22 protein-coding genes are annotated in these 23,140 nt (G+C 39.3%); 9 read left to right on the top strand and 13 right to left on the bottom strand.

Annotated features, from left to right (window positions below; translation table 11 throughout):
* Positions 1-116 precede the first annotated feature (116 nt).
* Complete coding sequence (cmoA, locus tag ABJE44_RS07630) at positions 117-848, top strand: carboxy-S-adenosyl-L-methionine synthase CmoA (RefSeq protein WP_348112579.1); 732 nt, start codon at positions 117-119, stop codon at positions 846-848.
* Between the two features lie 134 nt (positions 849-982).
* Positions 983-1,954, top strand: coding sequence for a tRNA 5-methoxyuridine(34)/uridine 5-oxyacetic acid(34) synthase CmoB (cmoB, locus tag ABJE44_RS07625; RefSeq protein WP_348112450.1), 972 nt, complete (start codon positions 983-985; stop codon positions 1,952-1,954).
* A gap of 27 nt (positions 1,955-1,981) precedes the next feature.
* Here the strand turns inward: cmoB and ABJE44_RS07620 are convergent, their stop codons facing one another.
* Genes ABJE44_RS07620 through ABJE44_RS07610 form a run of 3 tightly spaced genes read right to left on the bottom strand, consistent with a single transcriptional unit; the run spans position 1,982 to position 5,530 of the window.
* Positions 1,982-3,502, bottom strand: coding sequence for a serine carboxypeptidase (locus ABJE44_RS07620; RefSeq protein ID WP_348112449.1), 1,521 nt, complete (start codon positions 3,500-3,502; stop codon positions 1,982-1,984).
* Positions 3,503-3,542: 40 nt separating this feature from the next.
* Positions 3,543-4,628, bottom strand: coding sequence for an alanine racemase (alr, locus tag ABJE44_RS07615; protein WP_348112448.1), 1,086 nt, complete (start codon positions 4,626-4,628; stop codon positions 3,543-3,545).
* A gap of 32 nt (positions 4,629-4,660) precedes the next feature.
* Positions 4,661-5,530 carry an aminotransferase class IV gene (locus ABJE44_RS07610; protein ID WP_348112447.1) on the bottom strand — a complete coding sequence of 290 codons (870 nt, stop codon included), beginning with the start codon at positions 5,528-5,530 and terminating at the stop codon, positions 4,661-4,663.
* 159 nt (positions 5,531-5,689) lie between these two features.
* Between ABJE44_RS07610 and ABJE44_RS07605 the strand changes: the two genes are divergently transcribed.
* Together ABJE44_RS07605 and ABJE44_RS07600 are read left to right on the top strand one after the other, a co-directional pair.
* Positions 5,690-6,538: a S1-like domain-containing RNA-binding protein gene (locus ABJE44_RS07605; RefSeq protein ID WP_348112446.1), complete on the top strand. Its 849-nt coding sequence runs from the start codon at positions 5,690-5,692 to the stop codon at positions 6,536-6,538.
* A gap of 8 nt (positions 6,539-6,546) precedes the next feature.
* Positions 6,547-6,939: an OsmC family protein gene (locus ABJE44_RS07600; protein WP_348112445.1), complete on the top strand. Its 393-nt coding sequence runs from the start codon at positions 6,547-6,549 to the stop codon at positions 6,937-6,939.
* A gap of 60 nt (positions 6,940-6,999) precedes the next feature.
* Here the strand turns inward: ABJE44_RS07600 and ABJE44_RS07595 are convergent, their stop codons facing one another.
* Positions 7,000-7,809, bottom strand: a complete 810-nt coding sequence (locus tag ABJE44_RS07595) for a hypothetical protein (RefSeq protein WP_348112444.1) — start codon at positions 7,807-7,809, stop codon at positions 7,000-7,002.
* A 141-nt stretch (positions 7,810-7,950) separates the two neighbouring features.
* Between ABJE44_RS07595 and ABJE44_RS07590 the strand changes: the two genes are divergently transcribed.
* Entirely contained in the window at positions 7,951-8,334 is a 384-nt protein-coding gene (locus tag ABJE44_RS07590) for a VOC family protein (RefSeq protein ID WP_348112443.1), read from the top strand.
* A gap of 75 nt (positions 8,335-8,409) precedes the next feature.
* On the opposite strand, the gene ABJE44_RS07585 is transcribed toward ABJE44_RS07590, so the two are convergent.
* Both ABJE44_RS07585 and ABJE44_RS07580 read right to left on the bottom strand, forming a co-directional pair.
* On the bottom strand, positions 8,410-9,570 hold the full coding sequence (locus ABJE44_RS07585) for an FAD-dependent oxidoreductase (protein WP_348112442.1): 1,161 nt from the start codon (positions 9,568-9,570) through the stop codon (positions 8,410-8,412).
* 228 nt (positions 9,571-9,798) lie between these two features.
* Positions 9,799-11,037, bottom strand: a complete 1,239-nt coding sequence (locus ABJE44_RS07580) for a cystathionine gamma-synthase family protein (RefSeq protein WP_348112441.1) — start codon at positions 11,035-11,037, stop codon at positions 9,799-9,801.
* A 441-nt stretch (positions 11,038-11,478) separates the two neighbouring features.
* Here ABJE44_RS07580 and ABJE44_RS07575 point away from each other — a divergent pair, with 441 nt between their 5' ends.
* From ABJE44_RS07575 to ABJE44_RS07560, 4 genes are all read left to right on the top strand, one after another.
* A complete protein-coding gene (locus ABJE44_RS07575; protein ID WP_348112440.1) occupies positions 11,479-12,732 on the top strand; it encodes a serine protease in 1,254 nt (417 codons plus the stop codon).
* Positions 12,723-13,679: an FHA domain-containing protein gene (locus ABJE44_RS07570; RefSeq protein WP_348112439.1), complete on the top strand. Its 957-nt coding sequence runs from the start codon at positions 12,723-12,725 to the stop codon at positions 13,677-13,679. The genes ABJE44_RS07575 and ABJE44_RS07570 overlap by 10 nt, the downstream gene beginning before the upstream one ends.
* A 20-nt stretch (positions 13,680-13,699) precedes the next feature.
* Positions 13,700-14,461: an NRDE family protein gene (locus ABJE44_RS07565; RefSeq protein WP_348112438.1), complete on the top strand. Its 762-nt coding sequence runs from the start codon at positions 13,700-13,702 to the stop codon at positions 14,459-14,461.
* A gap of 84 nt (positions 14,462-14,545) precedes the next feature.
* A complete protein-coding gene (locus ABJE44_RS07560) occupies positions 14,546-15,736 on the top strand; it encodes an amino acid aminotransferase (RefSeq protein WP_348112437.1) in 1,191 nt (396 codons plus the stop codon).
* Between the two features lie 66 nt (positions 15,737-15,802).
* Here ABJE44_RS07560 and ihfA read toward each other — a convergent pair whose 3' ends face one another.
* The 7 genes from ihfA to thrS form a co-directional block, all read right to left on the bottom strand.
* Complete coding sequence (gene ihfA, locus ABJE44_RS07555; RefSeq protein ID WP_133470425.1) at positions 15,803-16,099, bottom strand: integration host factor subunit alpha; 297 nt, start codon at positions 16,097-16,099, stop codon at positions 15,803-15,805.
* A 4-nt stretch (positions 16,100-16,103) separates the two neighbouring features.
* Positions 16,104-18,488, bottom strand: coding sequence for a phenylalanine--tRNA ligase subunit beta (gene pheT, locus ABJE44_RS07550; RefSeq protein ID WP_348112436.1), 2,385 nt, complete (start codon positions 18,486-18,488; stop codon positions 16,104-16,106).
* Between the two features lie 14 nt (positions 18,489-18,502).
* On the bottom strand, positions 18,503-19,483 hold the full coding sequence (gene pheS / locus ABJE44_RS07545; RefSeq protein WP_348112435.1) for a phenylalanine--tRNA ligase subunit alpha: 981 nt from the start codon (positions 19,481-19,483) through the stop codon (positions 18,503-18,505).
* A 460-nt stretch (positions 19,484-19,943) separates the two neighbouring features.
* Positions 19,944-20,300, bottom strand: a complete 357-nt coding sequence (gene rplT, locus ABJE44_RS07540; protein WP_133470422.1) for a 50S ribosomal protein L20 — start codon at positions 20,298-20,300, stop codon at positions 19,944-19,946.
* Between the two features lie 16 nt (positions 20,301-20,316).
* The gene (gene rpmI, locus ABJE44_RS07535) at positions 20,317-20,514 is read right to left on the bottom strand and encodes a 50S ribosomal protein L35 (protein WP_133470421.1); all 198 of its coding nucleotides are present in this window, start codon (positions 20,512-20,514) and stop codon (positions 20,317-20,319) included.
* Between the two features lie 116 nt (positions 20,515-20,630).
* Entirely contained in the window at positions 20,631-21,158 is a 528-nt protein-coding gene (gene infC, locus ABJE44_RS07530; protein ID WP_348112434.1) for a translation initiation factor IF-3, read from the bottom strand.
* Positions 21,159-21,196: 38 nt separating this feature from the next.
* Positions 21,197-23,110, bottom strand: coding sequence for a threonine--tRNA ligase (thrS, locus tag ABJE44_RS07525; protein WP_348112433.1), 1,914 nt, complete (start codon positions 23,108-23,110; stop codon positions 21,197-21,199).
* Between the last annotated feature and the right edge of the window lie 30 nt (positions 23,111-23,140).

The following is a 23,140-nucleotide window of genomic DNA, read 5'->3' as shown; positions in this document are numbered from 1 at the left end:
TCTTGCTCTAATGAATTCTTATTCTCTCTGTCAAAAGTTTTGAAACAATGGAAATTGATTGAAATTAAGCACACAGGTAGAATTGTGGAAATTTCAATTAATTGCTACTTTTTATGATGCATCAAGGCAAAGACGCCATTTATTCCCAACCACAACAAGTAGGCGCATTTCGCTTTGACCAATCTGTGGCAGAAGTCTTTCCAGACATGATCCAGCGCTCTGTTCCAGGCTACAATACAATTGTTGATACCATAGGACAAATTAGCGCCCAATATGCACAAGCTGACACCTCAATATATGACTTAGGTTGTTCATTGGGCGCTGCTAGTTTATCAGCAAGTAAATATATACAAGCAGAAAACTGTAAAATTATTGCAGTTGATAACTCAGAAGCAATGGCTAAACGCTGTGAGTTGCACGTAAAAGCGTTTAAATCCAAGACCCCAATAACGGTTGTTTGTGATGATATTCAAAACATTGAAGTGAACAATGCCAGCGTTGTAATAATGAACTTTACTCTGCAGTTTATCGTCCCTGAACAGCGCGACGACATTATTAAAAATATATTCCAAGGCTTAAAACCCGGAGGAATATTAATACTTTCTGAAAAACTTAGTCACACTAGCCAAAGCGGTAATGAATTACTGATAGAGCTACACCATGAATTTAAACGCAGAAATGGTTATAGCGAGCTAGAAATAAGCCAAAAAAGGACAGCCCTTGAAGATGTAATGCGCATTGAGTCTTTTGAGCAACATAAGACTCGTTTAAAAAACGCAGGGTTTAACGACGTCATTCGCTGGTTTACCTGCTTTAATTTTTCATCCATGGTTGCTGTAAAAGCCTAGGTTATGGGCGACTAATTACTTTAATAAGTAATCCCCTAAACATTATAATCGCGTTATTTTTATTTAAATTTCATTAGTTTTAATTTTACTAAAGGCTCATTATTTTGAGCTAATTGCCATATTTAGGAGGCCTCTTGGCTGTTACGTGGTTCAACGATTTTTATAGGCAGTTAGCCGATTCCCCCCTTAGCCATTGGTTGGAAGTATTACCTGCACAAATTGCAACATGGCAAAAGGAACAACTACACGGAGATTTTAATAAGTGGGTGAAACTCCTTAACAAGCTTCCTAAAACTGAAGTTTCGACAATTAATATCAAAGACGCAGTTCAATTTGGTGTTGCCTCTGACGTGGACGAATATACCCAAAAACAATTTAGCGGCTTACTCAAGCAATTTATGCCATGGCGTAAAGGCCCATTTAATATACACGGTGTACACCTTGATACCGAATGGCGCTCTGATTGGAAATGGGATCGCGTGCAACCACATATTCAAAGCCTAAAAGATAAATACGTATTAGATGTGGGCTGTGGCAGTGGGTATCACATGTGGCGCATGTTAGGAGAAAACGCCCAAATGGTGGTAGGTGCAGATCCATCACAACTATTTTTAATGCAATTCCAAGCACTAAAACATTTTAACCCTGACTCGCGAATTCACTTAATGCCAGTCGGAGTAGAACAACTCCCAGAGCTAAACGCTTTTGATACTGTGTTTTCAATGGGCGTTCTATATCATAGGCGTAGCCCTATCGACTTTTTGTATCAGTTAAAAAACCAACTTAAAAAAGGCGGTGAGCTTGTACTGGAAACCTTAGTAGTAGAAGGTGATGCTCAAACCGTATTTATGCCAGGAGAGCGTTATGCACAAATGCGTAATGTATGGTATTTACCTAGTACCGCAGCGTTAACATTATGGTTGCAAAGAGTAGGATTTACGAACATTCGGGTAGTGGATGTAGCAGCAACAACCATAGAAGAACAAAGGGCGACTGAGTGGATGGACACTCAGTCTCTAGTGGATTTTCTAGACCCTGATGATCATAGTAAAACTATTGAAGGTTACCCTGCTCCAGTAAGGGCTGTGCTAATTGCAAACAAGTAAATAATTTAAACCTATTTAAGAGTCACTCTAATTAATAAAATCGTGAATATCCTTCAATAAACGTTGAAGTGAAGGTTTATTCACGTACATCATATGGCCAGCTGGGTAATATGTCATGGTGATGCTTTCCCGTTTAAAACCATGGCGAGCCACAGTGTATTCTGCATCGAAAAACGGCGTGACTAAATCATAATAGCCACTGGCTACTAACAATTTTAAGTCTTTATTTTTACGCATTTCTTTGCTGAGTATTCTCGCTACTTTGACATACTCAGGTTCGTTATAGGCATTCGGCTCAATCGCCGCCCAATCCCAATTTTTACCCACTTTTGATGAGCTAAGATAATAAGGAGTTTTTACGTTTACTTGTAAATCTTGTTGCATATAGTGATTTATTGCCACAGCATATGCACTACTAATACTTTGACTTGCTGCATCACTAGAAGGGCGACCAGCAATAACATCAACTTCTTCGCTAGTGTATCTGCCATCTAATAACCCAACAGTTTTACCTTCATCACGGAGTAATTCTTTAGCAAATCGAGCTGATAAAACCCTTAAATCAGATTGCAAAATATAGCTTTTATCTAACCCAATAAAAGTCGCCATTTTAGCGGCAATTGTGTTCTTTTCGTTGTCACTTAATAAATTACCTTTAAACAGAGCAGGCAAATATTCATCTACAGCAAAAGCTCGGCTCTTATCTAAAAATGATTCTAAAGACTCCCCAACTCCGGCTTTTTTATGAAAGTGTGCGACTGCTGTTAACGTAGGAAAATAAGTCACAAAAGCGACTAAGTTATCGTCAACAGGTGTACTCCCTGTGTAATCCATTGCCTGAGATATCATCACAATACCGTTTAATGCTATATCTAAACCATTTGACCGCAACGCTTTAGCAACACCCACAGCTCTAGGGCTCCCGTAACTTTCACCAATAAGGTATTTAGACGAATTCCAGCGCTTATTTTCGGTGATCCAGATACGAATAAATTCAGCTATCGAGCTTGTATCCGCTTTTAGGCTCCAAAAATCTTCTGGCCTACCTTCACCGACTAAACGGCTGTAACCTGTTCCAATAGGATCAATAAACACTAAGTCCGCTTTATCTAAAATTGTCAGATCATTGTTACTTAAATTAAAAGGAGCTGCACCGTCATCAGTTGATGCATCGCTTACCACATCAACTGTTTTAGGGCCAAGTAGCCCCATATGTAACCAAGTTGACGCAGAGCCTGGGCCACCATTAAACACAAAAGCAATGGGACGGTTTTCATTATTGTCATTGGTTCTAAAGTAACTAGTCGAAAACAGGTGTCCTACGACTTCACCTTTATCATTAGATAATGCGGTTTCTGATGCAACAACATCATAACTAACCTTTACCCCATTAAATTTTCCTTTGTGTGAGGTTTTAAACTCCAGCAACTTGGGAATATCTGTGGCCTTTTTTACGTCATTATCAACAGAGTCATTAGCGATCGCGCTCATGCTTGCTAACAAGCCTAAAGCCAATACACTGTTTTTTAATATTTTAAAATGAAACATAACCTTACCCTTTTAGAAACCAACACTCATTTATGACTGGTTATATAAACAATCGTTTTGCACGCGTTGGCATGCGAGTAACTAACTCATACCCAATGGTACCTGCCCAAAATGCAACTTCATTTGCCCCTAGATTTTTCCCCCACAATTCAACTTTATCGCCAATATTTACGTTTTGTAAACCTGTGACATCAATTGAAATCATATCCATAGATACACGTCCAGCTAAAGGTACTCTTTGCTTGTTTACAAGTACTGGAGTGCCTAACTTAGCCGTCCGAGGATAACCATCGCCATACCCAACCGCTACAGTCGCAACAACAGATGGTCGATTAGCAACCCATGTATCACCATATCCAACAGACTCACCTGCAGAGACATCACGCATTGCAATAATTTCGGACTCAAAAGACATAGCGGCTTGTAACTGGCTAGCTTGGGGCTGGTATTCTGAAAATGGGCTCAATCCGTATAACATAATGCCGGGGCGGTTCCAGTTTTTATGGCTGTTAGGCCAAGCTAAAATACCCGCGGAATTAGCCATACTTTTCTGAATGCCAATTTCTTCAATTGTGCTAACACAATTTTCAAATACATCTAGCTGCTTACTCACTCCATCAGAGGCAAGGTTATCAGCACTAGAAAAATGACTCATTAAAAGTACGGCCTTAACATTTTTACTGGCCTTAAGTGTCAGAGAAGCTAGTGCAGCTTCATCAGGTTGTATTCCTAATCTATGCATACCCGTATCAACTTTTAGCCAAACCGAAACTGGCTGGCTAATATCCGCATTAAGCAATTCATCTATTTGTTGTTGAGTATGCACCACAAGCTGGCAATTTTGAGTGACAGCTAACGGGATTTCATCCTGACTAAAACAGCCCTCCAACAATAATATTGATTGTTCAATACCTGCCTTTCGAAGTACCAAAGCTTCTTCAAGGCAAGACACAGCAAAAAGCTCTGCAGAGGAAGCAAGTTTTTTCGCTACCTCTACGGCACCATGACCATAAGCATCAGCTTTCACAACTGCTATAGCGTTTGAATTAGGAGCAAGTAATTGAGCATATTTATAATTAGCTTCAACAGCAGCTAAATCAATAAATATTTTTGCGGGTCTTGACATAAATTGCGTGCTTATTATTTAAAAATATGAAATTAGTAAAAAAACTTATTCGCAGAAAACAGTCTTTGAGCAAACTCCCACACTGCCCCTACTTCACCATCACCAATGGGTTCACCATCTAACTCGACAACAGGTGCAATTTCTTTGCTGGAGCTAGTCAACCAAACCTCATCAGCCTGTCTAACCTGATCCATACTAATACTATCTTCTTGAACTTCGATATCGCTATGGTTACGCAAAATATCTAACAACATGTTACGGGTTACCCCAGCCAAAATTTGGTTATCTAAAGGAGGGGTAAAGACCTTTCCATCTTTAACAATAAATACATTGCATGCGGCAGCTTCGGTTAGATGTCCGTCGGAGTTATGTAGCAATATTTCATTTACACCGGCATCAATTCCTTGCTGAAAGTGCATCACATTACCTAGCAGTGAAGTAGATTTAATTTGGCAGCGTTTCCAACGAAGATCTTCGGTGCTAGTGACTTTGAATTTTTTAACAAACTTTTTATCAGCCACTGTAGCAGCGGCAATCTCAAAGGCGAAAGCAAAAACTGTAGGTGTTACGTCATCAGGGTAGGCATGAAAACGCTTTGTGTCAGCGCCCCTACTCACATGTAAATAAACCCCTAGATTTCCAGATCCGTTTTCACTAATAAGCGTATCAAATAACTCTCGCCACTCATCTAACGTTTTAGATAATTTAATTCCAATGGTATCTAAGCCTTTTTGCATACGTTCCATATGTAAAGCAAACCCAACTAGTTTCCCATCATAAGAAGGTACAACTTCATATATCCCATCGCCAAACAAAAAGCCTCTGTCTAAAGGAGAGATTTTAGCTTGATCCATTGGCATAAATTCACCATTTAGGTAAACCGTATTCGTATTCATATCCATTGTATTTAACTAACTTAGGTTGCAGGTGCCTAATTATGCCATGAATCAATTCATGAAAAGAAGTGAACTGAACTGTGTTTATTTTTTAGTAACGTATTGGCTCAATAATAAATCAGGTACAATGGGTTCATTATTTAGCAGTCCACAATCGAATCTATTATGTTACAAGTCGGAAAATTCCATACATTAACCGTTTCTAAAGAAGTACCCTTTGGCTTTTACTTAGATGGCGGTGACGGAACTCAAATACTATTACCAAGCAAATCAGCCCCATTAGACTGTAAGATAGATGATCAGGTTAACGTTTTTATCTACCACGACAGTGACGACCGTATTATTGCCACCACCAAACGCCCTAAGGTATTGGTGGATCACTGTGCTTTTTTAAAAGTTGTGAGTATTACTAAAGTTGGCACCTTTGTAGATTGGGGGTTAGAAAAAGATTTACTAGTACCTTTTAGTGAGCAAGATTACCCCATGGCCGAAGGTGTTTCATATGTGGTGTATGTTTTTTGTGATGAAGAAACAGGCAGACTGGCTGCATCAACTAAATTGAGTGACTTTTTATACGAAGAGTCCAATAGTGAATCAGGCTTGTATCAAGCGAAACAAAAAGTCGATTTATTGATTTGTGGACAAACAGATATGGGTTACAAAGCGGTGATCAATGGCTCTCATCTAGGTCTTATTTTTAGAGATGAAGTGTTTCACCCAATTAAAGTTGGTCATTCTATGGAAGGCTATATTAAGAGGGTGCGTGAAGATGGCAAGATTGACTTATGTTTTCAATTCCATGACCCAAGTGCCCGCAATGCGTTAGAAGAGCAAATAATTGAAGATCTCATTGCCCACGGTGGACTATCAACTCTAACGGATAAAAGCCCCGCAGGCGAAATATCAAAACGCTTTAATGTGAGTAAAAATACCTATAAAAAAGCGTTGGGCTCTTTGTATAAACAAAAGCGTATTTTGTTAGACAAACAAAAAGTAACATTGGCAGAAAAGTAGATATTCTTATGAAAGCAACCGTAACCTGGCAGGACAATCTAAAATTTATTGGCGAAACAGACACTGGTCATAGCTTAGAGATGGACGCTAGCAGTAAAAGTATATCTCCTATGGAATCAGTACTTTTAGCCGTTGGCTCATGTTCATCAATTGATGTAGTTGACATACTTCGCAAGTCTCGTAAACACATTAACAGTTGTGTATGCGAGTTAGACACAAAACGTGCTGAAAACGCACCTCGAGTCTTTACAGCAATACATGCCCACTATATCGTATCTGGAGACGACTTATCAGAGAAGATCGTTGCTAGGGCTGTGCAATTGTCTGCCGAAAAATACTGCTCTGTAATGTTGATGTTAGCTGGAAACGTCGAAATAACGACAAGCTACGCCTTAATTTAACTTATGCGCCAGTCACTGGCGCATTACTTCCCCCCTCAAAAGAAACAACAGAGTACAAACTTAATGTAGCACCAAAGACTCACCTTTTTTATAGCTTTGTAAGGTGTTTGCATTTCCTAAATACAAAATCGGAACCTGCTGTGCTTTATAAGCATTTAAATAATAACGAGTTGGCCAAGCATGAGGCGGTATTAGAGAATATTCTGGTGTTTGAAGCAGTGTAACATCAAAAGTAAACCCGTGGGGTAAAGGGATATTACTACCGGGTACAGTATCACGGGTGTCTATATAGTTATCGGTAAAGTCAGCACAAGTCCCAAAGTATTCAATTCCATAATCCCAGTAAAATCCAGAATACACAGATACTGGGTCTAAATAGCTAGTTTGTACCAGTATATTTGAATTCATTGATTTCAGCCCTTCACATATTCCTAACACAACAAACGAACCACAACTATGGCCTACTGCGTGGATTGCTTTAAGACTTAATACCTCAGCCAGGCGCTCGCCTATTTCCAAACCAATTTTTTTACCCGCAACCGAGCATAAAAACACATTATCTGAATAGTCTTGCCAATCAATACTTTGATGATGCTGATTAACAGACTGCAATTGAGGATAGATTTCTGCTGTCATAGCTTGCTGTAATTCATCACTCCAACTACTAGGAGAATCATTCACACCATGTGCTGACAAGGTTATGTATTGTGTTCCCTTTGCAATCTGAAACTCACTCACCGAAGAAAAATCACGGGGCCAATATACATAAATCGATATCCCTATTGTCACTAGAACAAAGGGAATAGCTGGAATGATAACCAGCCACCAAAATACCAAGGAAGCTAATTTATGTTTTGTTAATTTAAGCATAAAGTGTATTTGTGTACTCTCAATAGTCTTAGTGTGAAGTGTTAATTTAGACTTGGCAATATAGCTTGTAATTACAATAAAATAGAGCTAAAAACTTTTTATATTCTCTACCTTATTCATATTGTTATTAAGAGTTCTACCATGCTTAAGTCAATTCACCACGCTGCAATTATTTGTTCTAACTATAAAAAGTCTAAACACTTTTATGTCTCAATATTAGGGTTGAAAATTATTGCCGAACATTACAGAGAAGCACGAGATTCATATAAATTAGATTTAGAGTTGCCCGATGGTGGGAAAATAGAGCTATTCTCCTTCAATAATGCCCCTGCAAGACCTAGTTATCCTGAGGCACAAGGCTTGCGCCATTTAGCATTTACCGTAGAGTCAGTTGAAGTCATATCAGAGTACTTACAGAATCAATCAATTGAAGTAGAGCCCATCAGAATAGATGAATATACCCAGAAAAAATTTACATTTTTTAGCGACCCTGATGGTTTACCTCTGGAGCTATATGAAAACTAATTTATAGCGAGTCTTCCCTAATTAGCTATGCATACCGATTTCTAGGCTACCAAAGCTCACCCATACACATAAATCTTAGGTATTAGCTAAGTTAGCTAGCATGGCGTGTCCGTTTACCATACGTTGTACTTCGCTTTCATCTACCCTTGTATTCCAATCTCCTTTGCCGACTGAACCACCAATTAACACCCCTGTTTTACGAGGGAAGCTATACAGTAACCCATGATTTGGGTGCATCATGGCATAGCCATAATCGATATTCGATTGAGGTAATAAAAAGCTTAACTGCCCACGGGCCGGAATAATTGATTCATCATTAAAGACTTTACCAGCTCCTAACCCCATGCAATTCACAATCGACGATTGAGGTAATTTAGCAATGTCGTCTGGACTTTCAAAGTTCTGTTCAACCATAGTTCCACCGGCACTTCTAAAATCACTTACCAATGCCCTAAGATAAATATCTGGATCTATCATCAGAGTGTAATAAGCATCGTAATAAGGCATTCCAAACATAGCATTTTGACTTGATTGATTGCGCACTAAACCTGGGTAAAGTGCATCACTACCTATGTAGGCTTGGCTGGTATCCATAGGTTTATTACTTAAGCTATGTTGACGTATCCAAGTTACGCCATAACGCATGTCGTTAGCGTAGGTAATAAACCGTTTAAAAGCGATTTGGGCGGCTAAATGCAGCATACTCATTGTCTGTGGCGAAACTTGATCTTGCTCAAACAAGGTAACTGGATGCCACATTGCCCCTGCGATATTTGAAGTAGTGTAAGGAGGAAAGTCTTTTGCATAAATAGTGACGTTAACGCCAGAACGTTGTAATTCAAGAGCGGTAGATAAACCAATAACGCCTGAACCAAGGACCCCCACATCAGGAGCTCCCTGCTGGCGTATCAAACCGGCTGATATTTCAGCCACGCCCCATGATAAAGACACACCACCACCACCGTGGCCATAATTATGCACTAAATATTTATTACCCATGGTAGTGGCTTCAAGCCTTGGCCCGGGTTTACGAAAAGGTCGTAAGCCTACAACCGAACGAGTTACTCTGTCTAAACTTGAATGTATGGGCGTTATGGGCGAACCAATGGGTTGGACTTGGCTATACTTACTGAACACATGTGACTGACTTGGAGCAGTTGTACAACCACTTAATCCCCCTAAGGATAAAGCCGCGACAGCTGTACTGCCACCAAATAAAAAATCTCGTCTGTGCATAATAGCTCCTAATTTTATTGTTATTATTTTTAAGCTTAAATTTAGAATATAAGCTTGAGATATACCTTGCAACACCTGCTAATTATTTTAAAGACAAGTACTTAACGTTTGCTAAAAAAACAGATAAAAATGAAGTTAGAAGTTAGCGCTGTCAACCTGAAGAGAATCCTGATAAATGGAACTAAATACGCCTTGAGTAAGGCATATTCGGCACCACTGTATTCGCGCTTAGAACTGCGCGAATGCTTGTTCAAAATCTGATACTAGGTCATCGATATCTTCGATACCGATGGACATTCTTATCATATTATCACTCACATTCATTTGTTGCCTTTGTTCAGCCGTGCATTCAAAATAAATAGTTGAAGCAACAGGGAGTGCCAAAGTACGAGTATCACCTAAATGGGTAGCACAAATTACCAGATCCAATGCATTTAAAAAATCGATAGGATCAATATCATCTGTCAAATCAAAACTTAGAATACCGCCGTATCCTTTGAAATGTTCTCTGGCTAAAAAGTGTTGAGGGTGATCAGCCAAACCAGGATAATAAACTGCAGCTACATGTTCATGACCGTGTAGATATGAAGCTAAGCGCATGGCATTTTCACAGGTTTTATCAGTGCGTAATGCTAATGTTTCTAACCCTACAGAAATTGCATGGGCAGAGGTGGGTGATAATGTCCCGCCCATGTCACGTAAACCCCGCTTTTTAATTTGAGTTAACCCCCACTGAGCAATATCATCACCGTGGTATATTGGCAGGATATTCTCAAAGCTTTCCCAATCAAATACACCAGTATCCACTACAGCGCCACCTAACACATTGCCGTGTCCAGCTATGTACTTTGTTAATGAGCCAATAGTAAGAGATGCTAGTACAGATTTCGCATCAAACATATTTGCTGGTGTCATAGTGTTATCAACTAAAAACAGGATGTTTTCAGCTTGGCATAATTGCCCTATTGCCCTTAAATCCGCGACTTGGGTAACAGGATTAGCGATAGTTTCTAAATACACTGCTTTAGTATTGATTGTTAAGGCGGACTTTACGTTTTGGACATCGGTCACGTCTACAAAGCTGATTTCAATGCCTAAAGACTCCATGGTTTCAATCAGGCTACGGGTGTTACCAAATAAAAAATGGCTCACTATTATATGGTCGCCAGCTTTAAATAAGCTAAGCATAGTTGCAGTTATAGCAGCCATGCCCGTCGCAAACGTTATCGCCCCCACCCCATTTTCTAAATGGTTAAGTATATTTTGAAGTGCCACATTAGAACCTGTGGATGAACGTCCATAGACATGTCCAGTTTTTTTACCTTGGAATACATCAACAATATCTTGAGCTTCTTTAAACTCAAATAATACTGAGTTGGTAGTCGCTTGATGCACCGCACCACTTTCTGGTGCATTTACCATGCGGTCTGCATGTACTAGACGGGTAGTAAAACCTTTATTTTTCAATCTTTTCTCTCCGTGGCTGGCACGATATTAGTGAATGTACTTTATGTGATTTAACCCACTTATATTACCTAAGTGGCAAATTATCTTATTAACTAGAGGTATTGTTACTTAAATTTATAAAAGCACCAAATTTGATCTGTTTTTACTTATAAAAAAGTTTATGGAGTCAATAAATTGATAACCATCACTTAATACGTTCGAGTGTTAATAGCGTTCTCAAATATTATTGTAAAACAGATAGCCATTAATTATAGAAATTTAAGCAAGTCTATATAAAGAATTACGGTATTTATACTATCAACCATTTCAATATGCTCGTGTGCAATTTACACTAGGGGGATAATTGCTCATGCAAGTCGTTATGTCATCTGTAAACATTCCTGTTAACTTGAAAACTAATGTCCGCATGAGCTCCACTTCATTTTCATTGGAAGCCATATATTGAAAGTTTTTATATTTTTGTTATGTTTGCTTAGTCCCATTGTGCATAGCCAACAAACAGCTCAAAGCCTTTTTGGGCAACATCGAACCGCTTTATATCAAATAAAAATTATCGAACTTGAATCAGGCAATAAGTCATCTATTGGCTCAGGATTTCAAATTGATCTCGAAGGTAACATTGTCACTAATTATCATGTTGTTTCTGAGTATGTTTACAACCCAGATAAATTTCGCATTGAATATATGGCAAATGATGGTTCTGAAGGTCAATTGCAGTTAGTTGATATAGATGTTGTTAATGACCTAGCCTTAGTCAGAAAGTTACAACTAGCTGATGAGGCAGCTTTTCCAATTGCATCATCCTTACCGGAGCAAGGCAGCGATATATATTCTTTAGGCAACCCCCATGACTTAGGCATGATAGTGGTTCCAGGCACCTTTAATGGATTAAAGAAAAATAGTTTTTACCAACGCATACACTTTACCGGATCAATTAACCCAGGAATGAGTGGAGGCCCAGTTGTCAATGACTTAGGTGAAGTAATGGGGGTTAATGTAGCAACAGCTGGAAACCAAATAGGCTTTTTAATTCCCTTATCAAAAGTAATGGGTTTATTGGAAAGTCAGCATGCAGAGCCTCTTAGTAACCAGCAACTAAAGCCTCGCCTGCAACAGCAGATAAAAGCCAACCAGCAAGTACTTATTGATAGATTAAAAATGCGAGACTGGCCCACCAGTATTTTGGGAGAGGCATTAGTACCCGCTAATATTACTGAGTTCATTTCCTGCTGGGGTGGCTCAAATACTAGTGACAGAGAAGCATTGTATTTATCAGTAGAAAGTCGTTGCCAACTTGACGAGCAAATTTATGTTCACAGCGGATTACGTACCGGAGGTTTAGAACTTGAATTTGAGTGGTTAGATGGAAAATCACTTGGAAAACATCGCTTTTATAACTTTTTCACTCAAAGTATTACCGGTGCAGGTCCGAGTAACAATGCCTCTAAAGATGATGTAACGAACTTTGAATGTGAAGAAGATAAAGTAACAAATCGCCATGGCGTTACTAATAAAACGGTATTTTGCGTGAGAGCTTACAAGGAATTTGATGAATTGTATGATGTGTTATTTGTTGGGGCCAGCATCGATCATCAAAATAAAGGTTTATTAAGCCACTACACTCTAGCCGGCGTGACCAAAGACTCTGCTTTGGCATTCTCTCAAAAATTTATGGATGCAATATCATGGCAATAGTTTTAGAGCTTTTATCTCGAAAAAATATCCCACTCAAACATTTTAAATTTGAACAAGATTATGTGAATGTAGGTCGTGATTTTAATAATGATTTACGTCTTGATGATCCTTACGTCTGCCCTAGCCATATGTTAGTTGCCATGGACCCTGAATCAGGTCTACTTATGGTCAACGACTGCAAATCTGCAAACGGCATAAAAGTAAATAACAAGTTTGTTACTCAAGCGAAGCTGAACCCCCAAGATATTATTAAAGTCGGCCGAACTCGCTTAAGAATTATCGATACAAAAGCCCCATTGGCAGAAGCTATTCCCCTAAGTGAATTAGAAGAAAACTTAAGTTGGCTAAACAGAGCCCCCCTTGCTGTCGCTTTGTCCTTTATGTGTTTAGGCTTGATGTTAGCACTACAGTTTTTTAGCAGCGTAAATGAATTTAATATACTTAAAGCCTTACCCACTGAGCTTGGACAATTAGCTGCTTATTGTTTATGGCCTTTATGTTTTGCGGTACTTGCAAAAGTCGTCAAAAAAGAAAGCCACTTAACTAATCAGGTCAATTTAACGTTAATGATGTTTTTATTCGTTAACCTACTGCTATTAAGTAAAAATGTGGTGATATTTAATATTCACCCCGGCGCTTGGTTTGCATGGTTTGAGCTGTTGTTGTTAGCAGGTCTGACGGCTGGGTTTATTTGGTTGACCTTATTTATTGGTTTTCACCAAACCAATAGACGCAGAAATATCATATCATTTTTAATGACCACCACGATCATCGCACCGATTTATGTATTAGGATTTTTAAACAGCGGAGACTTTAACCCTCGTCCAATATACGACCCAATATTATTACCCCCGACCTATAATTTAACGGGTAGTATTGATACTCAAGAATTTGTTGAAAAAACAGAAAACTTGTTTATCGAAGTTGATAATCTAAAAACTAAATAGTTGTAAGGCCAGCTTAATCAATGTGTATTTTATTTGTAGCGGTTAATCAGCATAAAGACTACCCCTTAGTCATTGCTGCTAACCGCGATGAGTTTTTTAATCGAGAAACCACAGAGTCTCATTTTTGGCCGCCAAATCAGCAAATATTAGCCGGTCAAGATAGAGTGGCTGGCGGCACTTGGATGGGGATCAACAAACAAGGTTATTTAGCCTCTTTAACGAATATTCGTAACCCTGAAAAAGTGAACCCAGATGCAGTTTCTCGAGGTGAGTTAGTCAGTCACTTTTTAAAACAGCCCATTGATAATTACAAAGAACAACTGTCTAGTACTAGGCAAAACTACAATGGTTACAACCTTTTATTTGGTAAATGGAACAGCTTAGCTGTATACAATAATCACAATAACGAATTACAAGCTTTAACAGATGGATATTACGGCCTGTCTAATGCAGATTTAAATAGTCCTTGGCCTAAAATTAATAAAGGCGTAGCCGCTCTTGAAGCCTATTGTAAGGATGGCCATGACATTCACTCTAATATTTTATTTGAACTGCTATTAGATACCTCTAAAGCGCCCGATGAAGAACTTCCAAAAACAGGGGTCTCAATAGAATGGGAACGTTATGTATCTTCTATCTTTATTAAAGGAAAAGACTACGGAACGCGTTCATCCACTGTTTTAAAAGTTGATAAAAACCAAAATGTTTTTTGGCACGAAAAGACTTATGATAGTGAAGCAAATTGTACTTCCAGTAGAAATTTTAATTTCAATATAAATTAGTGCAAAATCAACTCGTTTTTTCAAGGCGCGATGTCATAATACGCGCTTATTCAGCCCTTTTTTAAAGATCATTTAAGGAACATCATGTTTGACGTATTGCCGCAACTTCCAGCCGACCCTATTTTAGGTTTATCCACGGCGTTCAAAGCTGATACTAATCCACATAAAATTGACTTAGGTGTTGGCGTTTATAAAGACGAACAAGGCCATACACCCATTCTTACCTCAGTAGCTAAAGCTCAAACTATTTTATTGGGTAAAGAAGACTCAAAGACCTATATTACGCCACAGGGCGTACAAGGTTATATTGACGGCATGTTAGAACTAATGCTGGGAAAAGGTAACCCAGTATTATTAGCTGACCGTATAGCTGCAGTTCAAGCACCTGGTGGATGTGGAGCGCTGCGTATTTTAGCAGAGCTCATAAAACGTTGTGACGAAAACACAACTGTATGGGTGAGTGATCCAACCTGGGCGAATCATATTCCTTTGATTGGTAATGCAGGACTGAAGCTAGAAACTTACCCATATTTTGATAAATCAAACGCATCTATCAATTTTGACGCCATGGCTGACTGCCTAGGCAAAGTAAAAAAAGGTGACATAGTATTATTACACGGCTGCTGCCATAACCCTACTGGTGCAGATCTAAGTAAAGAACAATGGCAAGTGGTTTTAGAGTTAGCGCAAAAAACAGGCTTCATTCCTTTCGTAGATACTGCCTATCAAGGTTTTGGTGACGGACTAGAAGAAGATGCCTACGGTATGCGTTTATTAGTTAACAACCTACCAGAAGTGCTAATTGCGGCCTCTTGTTCTAAAAACTTCGGTTTATACCGTGAGAGAGTAGGTATAGCGGTTATGGTGACAGCAAACACTAAAACTCGACAGGCGATACAAACTCAAATTCAAGCGATTGCTCGTGGTATCTATTCAATGCCCCCTTCATATGGCGGTGCTTTAGTTGACATCATTCTAAATGATGAAACGTTGAAAAATGAATGGATGGCAGAAGTTGAAGAAATGCGTACCCGTATGCAAGACTTACGTTCATTATTAGTTGCAAAGATGAACGAGTATGGTGCAACTAAAGACTTTGAATTTGTTAAGAAACAAAAAGGTATGTTCTCATTCTTATGTATCACGCCTGAACAAGTTCAAGCAGTAAGAGACCAACACAGTGTTTATTTTGTGGGTTCAAGCAGAGTAAATATTGCGGGGATCAGTAAAACTAACGTAGACGCCTTAGCTAAGGCTTTAGTGTCTGTTTTATAAAAAATAGCATCATAAAAAACCGGTTAAGGTATTCACCTTAACCGGTTTTTTTATAATCAAAATATTTTAATCTGTAGGTTTAGAGCTCTCTACCCTACTTTTAAGTTTTTGGCCCGGCCTAAAAGTTACAACCCTTCTAGCCTTAATCGGAATATCTTCCCCTGTTTTTGGGTTTCTTCCTGGCCTTTCACTTTTTTCCCTTAAGTCAAAGTTACCAAAGCCTGACAATTTTACTTGTTCACCTGACTCTAGGGCTTCACGCACTTCTTCAAAAAAAGTCTCAACAAGATCTTTAGCATCGCGCTTATTAATCCCTAGTTTTTCAAATAAATGTTCTGCCATTTCGGCTTTGGTTAACGCCATACCGTCAATCCCTCAAAGATGCTTCAAACTTTTCAGACAGAACAGCTAAAATATCATCAACCGCTGCCTGAATATCGTTTTCTTCTAGTGTTCTAGTTTTGTCCTGTAAAGTAAGTGAAATTGCTAAACTTTTCTTTCCTTCTGCAATTCCGCTACCTGTATATACATCGAACAAGTTTAGGCCAACCAATTGATTTGCGCTAGATTTTTCTATGCAATTCAATATATCACCTACTACTTTATCATTGTCTACAACAATTGCAATGTCACGTCTATTTGCAGGAAATTTTGAAATTTCTTCCGCAACAGGTAACTTTTTAAGGCCTAAGGCTGCAATTTCAAGTTCAAATACAAATGTTCGGCCATGTAGCCCCAGTAATTTTTCAAATTGTGGATGAACCGCCCCTAAATAACCCACTAGACTTTCTTCCACAAAAATGGCGGCACTTTGTCCCGGATGCAATGCACTATGAGCACACAATTCAAACCTAAAATCGGTTACACCAGCTGTATCAAGTAAATTTTCAACATCAGCTTTAACGTCGTAAAAATCAACCGCTTTAGTTGTATTATCCCAACTTTCATCTGTTACAGGTCCTGCCACTACACCACTGATAACAAGCTCTTGCTTCACGCCAGTTTTTTCAGTGGTGTCAGGTATAAATCGTAAGCCTGATTCAAATAATCTCACTCTAGGCTGTTGACGCTTTTGGTTATAAGACACAGCTTGCAGTAAACCGGTCCATAAACTCACTCGCATCGTCGACATTTCAGATGAGATAGGATGAGGCAACGCCAAACCTTGTACATCAGGATATAAAGCAGACTGGACCTTAGGATCAATAAAGGAATACGTAATTGCTTCTTGATAATCACTTTCTACTAAACTGCTTTTCAGTTCACTTAATTGTACTTTCTGCTCTTGATGCTTAGACATTTGCAAACTAGAAACTGGAGCGATGTGCGGGATACTATTGTAACCATACACACGAGCTACTTCTTCAATTAAGTCTTCTTCAATACTGATATCAAAACGATAAGGCGGAACACTTACCTGCCAAACTTGACTGTCGAATGAAATCCCAAACCCTAAACGTTCAATGATATCTGTCACTTTATCAGAAGCAATTTCGATACCAAGTACTTTGGTTAAACGGCTGTGCCTCAGTGTCACTGAACGACTCTGTGGTACATGAGATTCAGCCACAGCTTCAACAATTGGTCCAGCTTCTCCGCCAACAATTTCAAGTAGTAGCGAACTTGCTCTTTCCATTGCGACTTTTTGTAACTGAGGGTCAACCCCTCTTTCATAGCGGTGTGATGCGTCAGTATGTAATCCGTATTGACGGGCTTTACCCATAATTAAATCGGGATCAAAAAATGCACTTTCTAAAAATATATCTTTAGTTTCGGCTGTCACCCCTGACTCTTGGCCACCGAAAATACCGGCCATAGCTAACGCTTTTTCACTATCAGCAATAACAAGAGTGTTGCTTTGTAATGACACATCATTGCCATCTAACAATGTCAGTTTTTCAGCATCATGAGCTAAACGTACAATTACGTCGCCCACCACTTTATCATTATCAAAAGCGTGCATTGGGTGACCTAACTCTAGTAATACAAAATTAGTCACATCAACCACAGGGTCAATACTTCTAATCCCTGAACGACGTAGCTTTTCAACCAGCCATAAAGGTGAAGATGCACTAACGTTAATATTCTTGATTACGCGCCCTAGATATCTTGGGCAGGCCTCTGGCGCTTCTAAAACTATACTACGAGTATCTTCAATATTTACCGCAACATCGGTAACCTCTGGCTCAGTAACTGAAACTTGATTTAACACACCTACTTCACGGGCCAAGCCTTTTATTCCAAGACAATCAGCTCTGTTTGGTGTTAAATCCACTTCAATTGATACATCGTCAAGCTCTAGGCACTCTCTGATGTCTTTGGCAACTTCAGCATCTTGTGGCAATTCTAAAATGCCGTCGTGATCATCAGATATACCTAGCTCAGAAAAGCTACATAACATTCCAAACGATGGTTGCCCTCTTAATTTGGCTTTTTTGATTTTAAAGTTACCAGGTAATACCGCGCCAACTTTTGCCACTGCAACCTTAAGACCTTTACGGCAATTAGGTGCGCCACAAACAATATCGAGTAGCTCATCTTCACCAACATTAACTTTTGTCACCTGCAGTTTATCTGCATCTGGGTGCTGGCCACATGCAACCACCTCACCCACTACTACACCTGAAAACTCTCCAGCTACCGCTTCAACCCCATCAACTTCAAGGCCAGCCATGCTTAACAGCTCTGATAACTCTTCAGTAGAAATTGCAGGATTAACCCACTCTCTTAACCACTTTTCACTAAATTTCATATTCTTAGCTCGACCTAATTAAACTGCTTGAGGAAACGAAGATCGTTTTCAAAAAAGGCGCGTAAATCATTCACTTCGTAACGCAACATAGTTAAACGTTCTACGCCCATACCGAAAGCAAAACCGGTATAGACTTCAGGATCGATATTAACCGCTTTCAATACATTAGGATGTACCATGCCGCACCCTAGTACCTCTAACCATTTGCCGTTTTTACCCATTACGTCTACTTCTGCTGAAGGCTCTGTAAATGGAAAGTAGGAAGGGCGAAATCTGACTTGTAAATCTTGCTCGAAAAAGTTGTTTAAGAAATCATGTAAGATCCCTTTTAACTCAGCAAAACTTACATTTTTATCAACCATCAAACCTTCTACCTGATGAAACATAGGCGTATGGGTTTGATCATAATCATTTCGATAAACTCGACCGGGAGAAATGATTCGTAAGGGCGGCTGTTCATGTTCCATTGTACGTATTTGTACACCAGAGGTTTGAGTACGTAACATAACATCAGGATTAAAATAAAAAGTATCGTGATCCGCTCTTGCTGGGTGATTAGCTGGGATATTTAAAGCATCAAAATTATGGAACCCATCTTCTACTTCTGGGCCGGTTTTAACACTAAAGCCCAATTCATTAAAAAAGCTTTCTATACGATTAATAGTACGTGTCACTGGGTGTAAGCCACCGCGACTTTGGCCTCTACCCGGTAAAGTAACGTCTATGGTTTCAGCAGCTAATTTCTGATTTAACTCTTGAGTGCGTAAGGTATCACCTCTAGCTTGAATTAACTTTTGAATTTGTTGCTTGGCCATATTGATTTTTTGGCCTGCGGCTGGGCGTTCTTCATTCGACAGTTTACCTAAACCTTTAAGTAACTCTGTCATTCGACCTCTTTTACCCATGAACTCCACACGTACCCCATCAAGAGTATTTACATCTTGTGCAAGGTTAATTTGTGTTTCGGCCTCTTTGATTATGGCATCAAGATCCATAGTTTCCTCGAATTACAATTTGTATATTAAATCTGGCCATAAAGTGACAGCATATGAACAGACATTTTAAGAACCGGTAATTCTACACGAAAGCTATATAGTCAGGCTATACGAAATATGCGGAAACTACGGATTTTTAAAGGTTTTTTGTTTTAAATTGAATATTCAAAGTGAACTTGCGAATACTAGGGTTTACAGGCTTTAAGCATTCGAAAACATCTAAATCCAATTAGGTACATTGGATAATAATTATTCGAAGGTATTTATCGGCAAAAAAGAAAGGGAGTATATTTAGAGTATTGAGTTAGTGCTATATTGAATAAAGCCACCCAACTCCTTGAATGGAGTTTTATTTCCTAGACTAAGCCGCAGGCTTTAACTTTAAAACGCACAAAGAAAAACGGCGAACCATCCTGGCTCGCCGTTTCCTGAAAGAACTTAAACTTAATTGTTTAAAGAATTAAGCTAATGCACCTTTAGCAGCATCTACTAATGCGCTAAATGCATTTTTATCATGTACCGCAATATCGGCTAAAATCTTACGATCGATTTCAACAGAGGCTTTTTTCAAACCATTGATGAAACGGCTGTAAGACAAACCATTTTGACGAGACGCCGCGTTTATACGTGCAATCCACAATTGACGGAATTGACGTTTACGTTGACGACGGTCACGGTATGCATATTGACCAGCTTTTGTTACTGCTTGTACAGCAACACGATAAACTCTACTACGAGCTCCATAATAACCTTTGGCTTGCTTCAGTACCTTTTTATGTCGGGCACGTGCAACAACACCACGTTTTACTCTTGCCATTTTCTAGTCTCCTGTCTTAAACGTAAGGTAACATGCGTTGAATCAACGCAGTGTCAGCCACATGGGCTAGTTTTTTGCCACGTAAGTGACGTTTACGCTTAGAACTCTTCTTGGTCAAAATATGACGCAAGTGAGACTGTTTGCTTTTAAAGCGACCAGAAGCGGTTTTTCTAAAACGCTTGGCTGCTCCACTGTTGGATTTCATTTTAGGCATTGCTAAAACTCCGCATTGTTAATGACTTTTTGTTTTGCAGAAACGCAAAGTCTAAGTTTCATGTTTAGCAGCAAGGTGAGGACGGGGGCAGAGTCCGAACTACTTGTAAACCTTAACTACTTCTTAATTGGGGCAAGCACCATGATCATCTGACGACCCTCAACCCTATGTGGGAAAGACTCGCAGTTAGCAATATCTTCTAAATCCGCTCTTACACGCTTTAGCTGTTCTATGCCAATTTCTTGGTGCGCCATTTCTCGACCGCGAAAACGTATCGTTACTTTGGCCTTGTCACCCGCTTCTAGAAAGCGACGCAGGTTGCGCAGTTTTACCTGGTAATCGCCTTCATCAGTGCCAGGGCGAAATTTAATCTCCTTGACCTGAATTTGCTTTTGCTTCTTCTTTTGCTCTTTAAGTGTCTTGCTTTTTTCAAACAAGAACTTACCATAATCCATTACTTTACATACTGGCGGCTCAGCATTAGGGCTAATTTCAACCAAATCTAAATTTGCTTGTTCAGCGGTTCCCATGGCTTCTGTTATAGACACAACGCCTAATGGTTCACCATCTTTACCTACTAAACGAACCTCATTTAATGTAATTTCTTCATTGATTCGAGCTTTGTTCGAATCTTTAGCCTTCATGTTAGCGCCTTTAATATGTTATTCCTCCAAAAGATTAATCAAATAGCTTTGCTGTTGACTTCTAACATGGCCATCTCTATAAACGCATCTATAGACATTTTCCCGAGGTCATCACCTTTACGCGAACGTACTGCGATTTCCCCACTTTCCATCTCTTTATCGCCAACAACAAGCAAATATGGGACACGCCTAAGCGTGTGCTCGCGGATTTTAAAGCCTATCTTCTCATTTCTCAAGTCCGACTTAGCCCTAAATCCACTTTCTTTTAACTTTTTCACTACTTTATTCGAATAATCGGCCTGTTTATCAGTAATATTCATCACAACAGCTTGTGTTGGAGCCAACCATAATGGAAACAGCCCAGAATATTCCTCAATCAAAATACCAATAAAACGCTCTAAAGAGCCAAGAACAGCCCTGTGAATCATAACTGGAACTTTACGCTCACCATCTTCAGCAACATAAGTTGAACCTAAACGACCAGGCATAGAGAAATCTAGTTGCACAGTTCCACATTGCCACGCTCTGTCTAGGCAATCGTATAAAGTGAATTCAATTTTAGGACCATAAAAAGCTCCTTCACCTGGTAGGTAACTAAATTCTATGTCTTTTTGCTTTAACGCTTCTGCCAGTTCTGCTTCTGCCTTATCCCAAACTTCATCACTACCTACGCGTTTTTCAGGACGAGTTGAAAGCTTAACTACGATTTTTTCAAAACCGAAAGTTTTATAGGCGTCGTAGATCATATCGATACAACTACCTACTTCTTCAAGAATTTGTTCTTCAGTACAGAAAACATGGGCATCATCTTGAGTAAAACCACGAACTCGCATTAAACCATGCAAGCCACCAGATGGTTCGTTACGGTGACAACAGCCAAATTCAGCCATACGAAGTGGTAAATCACGGTAAGACTTAAGGCCTTGGTTGAATATTTGTACGTGACCCGGGCAGTTCATAGGTTTAATAGCATATTCACGCTTTTCAGATTCAGTGGTAAACATGGCATCACCAAATTTATCCCAATGGCCTGATTTTTCCCATAAGCTTCTGTCCATCATTAATGGACCTTTTACTTCTCCGTAGCCGTATTCTGAAAGCTTAGTTCGCACAAACTTTTCAAGTTCAGTGTAAATAGTCCAACCAGCATCATGCCAAAACACCATGCCTGGCGCTTCATCTTGAAAATGGAATAAATCTAAGGCTTTACCAATTTTACGGTGGTCGCGCTTTTCTGCTTCTTCTAAACGGTTCAAGTACGCTTTAAGTTGTTTTTTATCAGACCAAGCGGTGCCGTAAATTCGTTGCAACATTTTATTGTCACTATCGCCACGCCAATACGCACCTGCCACTTTCATTATTTTGAAGTGCTGGCAAAAGCGCATATTAGGGACATGAGGCCCACGACACATATCGATATACTCTTCGTGATGATACAAACCAGGTTTGTCATCTTTATCGATGTTTTCATCAAGAATTTGAATTTTATACGTTTCGCCACGAGCTTCAAAAGCATCGCGAGCTTCTTGCCAACTAACAACCTTTTTAACAACAGGGTAATTAGTTTTTGCAAGTTGTAGCATGCGCTTTTCTATTTTTACTAAGTCATCATCGTTTAATGAATGTTCCATATCGATATCATAATAAAAGCCGTTATCAATAGTAGGACCAATTGCCATTTTTACATCTGGATACAGTTGTTTAATTGCATGACCAATTAAATGCGCACAAGAGTGACGAATAATTTCAAGACCATCTTCATCTTTTGCTGTAATAATCTGTAGTTTTGCATCTTGCTCAATAAGGTCACAAGCATCAACGCGAACGCCGTCTACTTTGCCGGCTATTGTAGCCTTAGCTAAACCTGGGCCTATATCGTTTGCAACATCAAGTACAGAAACTGCGTGATCAAATTGGCGTTGACTGCCATCGGGGAGAGTAATTACGGGCATATAAAATCCTTAATGCAGTGGTGACACCTA

Origin of the sequence: Paraglaciecola sp. (assembly GCF_039942875.1) — a bacterium.
In the GTDB taxonomy this organism is placed as follows: Bacteria; Pseudomonadota; Gammaproteobacteria; order Enterobacterales; family Alteromonadaceae; genus Paraglaciecola.
Note: the sequence above shows the minus strand (reverse complement) of the source record. Positions and strands in the feature narration are given on the sequence as shown.

What these genes read in the sequence shown, in the direction of transcription:
- cmoA (WP_348112579.1), top strand. Translation starts at nt 117, where the DNA reads ATGCATCAAGGCAAAGACGCCATTTATTCCCAACCACAACAAGTAGGC.
- ABJE44_RS07620 (WP_348112449.1), bottom strand. Translation starts at nt 3,502, where the DNA reads ATGTTTCATTTTAAAATATTAAAAAACAGTGTATTGGCTTTAGGCTTG.
- alr (WP_348112448.1), bottom strand. Translation starts at nt 4,628, where the DNA reads ATGTCAAGACCCGCAAAAATATTTATTGATTTAGCTGCTGTTGAAGCT.
- ABJE44_RS07610 (WP_348112447.1), bottom strand. Translation starts at nt 5,530, where the DNA reads ATGGATATGAATACGAATACGGTTTACCTAAATGGTGAATTTATGCCA.
- ABJE44_RS07605 (WP_348112446.1), top strand. Translation starts at nt 5,690, where the DNA reads ATGTTACAAGTCGGAAAATTCCATACATTAACCGTTTCTAAAGAAGTA.
- ABJE44_RS07600 (WP_348112445.1), top strand. Translation starts at nt 6,547, where the DNA reads ATGAAAGCAACCGTAACCTGGCAGGACAATCTAAAATTTATTGGCGAA.
- ABJE44_RS07595 (WP_348112444.1), bottom strand. Translation starts at nt 7,809, where the DNA reads ATGCTTAAATTAACAAAACATAAATTAGCTTCCTTGGTATTTTGGTGG.
- ABJE44_RS07590 (WP_348112443.1), top strand. Translation starts at nt 7,951, where the DNA reads ATGCTTAAGTCAATTCACCACGCTGCAATTATTTGTTCTAACTATAAA.
- ABJE44_RS07585 (WP_348112442.1), bottom strand. Translation starts at nt 9,570, where the DNA reads ATGCACAGACGAGATTTTTTATTTGGTGGCAGTACAGCTGTCGCGGCT.
- ABJE44_RS07570 (WP_348112439.1), top strand. Translation starts at nt 12,723, where the DNA reads ATGGCAATAGTTTTAGAGCTTTTATCTCGAAAAAATATCCCACTCAAA.
- ABJE44_RS07565 (WP_348112438.1), top strand. Translation starts at nt 13,700, where the DNA reads ATGTGTATTTTATTTGTAGCGGTTAATCAGCATAAAGACTACCCCTTA.
- ABJE44_RS07560 (WP_348112437.1), top strand. Translation starts at nt 14,546, where the DNA reads ATGTTTGACGTATTGCCGCAACTTCCAGCCGACCCTATTTTAGGTTTA.
- ihfA (WP_133470425.1), bottom strand. Translation starts at nt 16,099, where the DNA reads ATGGCGTTAACCAAAGCCGAAATGGCAGAACATTTATTTGAAAAACTA.
- pheT (WP_348112436.1), bottom strand. Translation starts at nt 18,488, where the DNA reads ATGAAATTTAGTGAAAAGTGGTTAAGAGAGTGGGTTAATCCTGCAATT.
- pheS (WP_348112435.1), bottom strand. Translation starts at nt 19,483, where the DNA reads ATGGATCTTGATGCCATAATCAAAGAGGCCGAAACACAAATTAACCTT.
- rplT (WP_133470422.1), bottom strand. Translation starts at nt 20,300, where the DNA reads ATGGCAAGAGTAAAACGTGGTGTTGTTGCACGTGCCCGACATAAAAAG.
- rpmI (WP_133470421.1), bottom strand. Translation starts at nt 20,514, where the DNA reads ATGCCTAAAATGAAATCCAACAGTGGAGCAGCCAAGCGTTTTAGAAAA.
- infC (WP_348112434.1), bottom strand. Translation starts at nt 21,158, where the DNA reads ATGAAGGCTAAAGATTCGAACAAAGCTCGAATCAATGAAGAAATTACA.
- thrS (WP_348112433.1), bottom strand. Translation starts at nt 23,110, where the DNA reads ATGCCCGTAATTACTCTCCCCGATGGCAGTCAACGCCAATTTGATCAC.